At 56.9% G+C, this 2,521-nt stretch carries 2 protein-coding genes; both read right to left on the bottom strand.

Going from position 1 to position 2,521, the window contains the following annotated elements:
* Nucleotides 1–1,019 (bottom strand): hypothetical protein (locus tag AB5213_RS16935; RefSeq protein WP_368277012.1); only part of this gene is annotated, 1,019 nt, incomplete at its 3' end.
* A gap of 61 nt (nucleotides 1,020–1,080) precedes the next feature.
* Complete coding sequence (locus tag AB5213_RS16930; protein ID WP_368277011.1) at nucleotides 1,081–2,343, bottom strand: hypothetical protein; 1,263 nt, start codon at nucleotides 2,341–2,343, stop codon at nucleotides 1,081–1,083.
* Nucleotides 2,344–2,521: the final 178 nt, after the last annotated feature.

The raw sequence follows: 2,521 nt of genomic DNA, 5'->3' as shown, positions 1-2,521 counted from the left end.
ACCGTCCAAGCGGGGATGCCGCCATCAAGGGAGAACTGGTTCCCGTTCTTGAGCATCGTGTCGAGGGAGACGGCAATGGAATCGTCCTCAAGCAGGTCGGTCATGTAGTAGCGAGAGACGAACTGCCCGCCCGGGAAGCGGGCGGCATCCTGCGAGGTATCGTAGAACTCCACAAGGGGGTAGGACGCGCGATGGGCGGCGGCAGGTACGCCAGAGTAAGCATTTAACTCATAGGTCAGGCAACCATCGAGACCGTAACGCTCTCCGGGGTAGATAAGATGCACGCGCCATTTGCCGGTGGTGAAGTCGTGAGGGAGCGTCCCTTCCTCTTTCTCGTATTCCTCAGAAGGGCATCCGAAGGACTGCTCCACGTAACGGGGGGCGGCGCAGAGTTCCGGGCTGTTATAGAGGTCGTGGACGAACCGGTTCTCGTCGCCAAGCTCATAGTGCTTTCCCATGGCGGTAAGCCCATCGAGGGGCAGATGATCCTCGTAATCGAGCTGTCCCCAAAGGCGCTCGCCCTCATCGGTGAGCTGACGCATCTCGACGGATACGCGCCCGTCATGGTGGGCACCGGCAAGGTAAAGCGTGCCGTTCTCGTCCCAGACCTTCTGAATCTCGCAGTCGGCGAAAACGTTGCCCTGACCGAAACGGGATGGAGAGCAATCGGTGGCGGCATCGAAGTCCTTGTAGACGGCGATGCCGGTGGACGTGCCGTTCCAGCGCCCAACACTTCCCGACACGAGGATGTGGTTGCCGCCGTAAGGGTTGACGAAATCCGACATGTCGGACTTCTCCCCGTTAAAGAAGGCGGCAAGTGCCCGCATCTCCTCCTCGTAATCGAAATCCTTCATCTCCATCTGATGATTGAAAATCTCATCGTCGGTGAAGTCCTCGCGCACCTCATCCTCGGTCAGACCGTCACGTTCCATGAGGTCGTTTATCGCCATTTCTTCGCCTTCGTCTCCGTAGTAGAGGTCTTCGTCGAAGACGATGCGCTCTTTCGGTTTCGGTTCCATAGAGTCTCCTTTCAGCAGAAAACGGGTGGAGCCTTGCCCTCACCCGTTTCCATGCACATTTCTAACGGTTGTCGGTGTCTACAGGCGGCTGCGCATCTCTATCGTCCTTTTCCGGGGCATCCTTTTCCGGGGCGTTACCATCAAGCCCATCCCTGCCGTTTTCCATATCGTGCGCTTCGCTGTCAACGGAAACCGCTTCCGGGTCGATATCGCATTCTGCAAGCTCTTTCTTCCAGTCATTCAAGAAGACCGCATCAAAGCCCATCCCATAGACCGCGCGAACCGTTTCCACGCTCATCGCGCAGGGGTTCACGCGCCCCGCGATATCATCGTTGTCCTGTATGAAGTTGTCGGCACAATCGGCGAAGTCTTCGCCATATTTCTCCTCGAACGTGGCATAGATAGCCGAGATGATGGTGTCCTTCGCGTCATCGGTCGGCGCATAATCCTCATCATAGGAGAGGTCGTTTAAGATTTCGTCTGCAAGGCTTTCCCGGATGGCATAGACCCCCATATCCCTTAGCTGGTCGAGGGTGCCGTAACGGCAGATATCCTCGCAATGGTCGTAGAGGTCGGACTTGAAGCACACGTACTGCGCCATCTGAACCATCTTGTAGATATCGCCCTCGCAGCCTTCGAGAAGGCCGTCGAACTCGGCTTCTTCCAGCCACTCCGTGTGGTCGGGAAGCCACGTGAGAAGGGCATGGTAGTTGTCATCGACCTTATACTCGGCAGTTTCGCCGAACGCTTCGGTGATGTCACCGTCGAAATCAAAATCCTCCACCTCGTCGCGCAAGTCCCCGAGGTCAAGGTCTCCTTGCAGCTGCTCGATAGTAACGAAACCCTTCGGCAGCTTCGGATGGTCATAGGCGTACCGCGCGGCACGCTCGGATGCGGCCTTCTCGACCAGAGTGTTTACCTCGTCCTCGTTCTCGCTGATAACCTCGGAGAGGGATGCGATATCGCCGTTCGAGAGATACAGACCGTCACGCATCCAGTCGTAGGTCTCCTTGCAGGAGTTGTAGGCGCGGATGGCGGCAGACGGCTTCATCCCGTCGCAAAACTCGTCTACGAACTCATCCATCCCGTAGTCGCGAACAACCATCGCATCGGATGCGAGGGCACCAAAGACTTGCGTGATGGTGGGTTCGCCGTGAACATGAGGGTTCGACTCGAAGGTCGTGAAAAAGTCTTTCCCGCCGCTCGCAATGGTGAGGGAATACTTCACATGGTCGGGAGTGAAGGTGCCCTTTCCACGATGGGTTATCTCCATCTGGAAGCGGGCTAGGTAGTCGGCAACCGTTTCCGGTGTGTTATATGCCATAGCGTGTTCCTTTCCATCGGAAGCCTTCGCTTGGCTCCCAATAATAACTTATTAAGGGGAAGGGGCGCACCGGTTTCGGCACGCCCCTTCGGTGAGCGGTAGCAGGTTTTCGGTAAGCGTCTACGCGCCGAGGATTTCCTTCGCCCAAGAGCCGGACTTTACAAGCCCCATCATGGTC

Origin of the sequence: Coprococcus sp. RTP21204st1_G4_RTP21204_210225 (assembly GCF_040915385.1) — a bacterium.
GTDB classification, from domain to species: domain Bacteria; phylum Bacillota; class Clostridia; order Lachnospirales; family Lachnospiraceae; genus Allocoprococcus; species Allocoprococcus comes.
The sequence above is the reverse complement of the archived record's forward strand: the minus strand, read 5'-3'. Positions and strand labels throughout refer to the sequence as shown.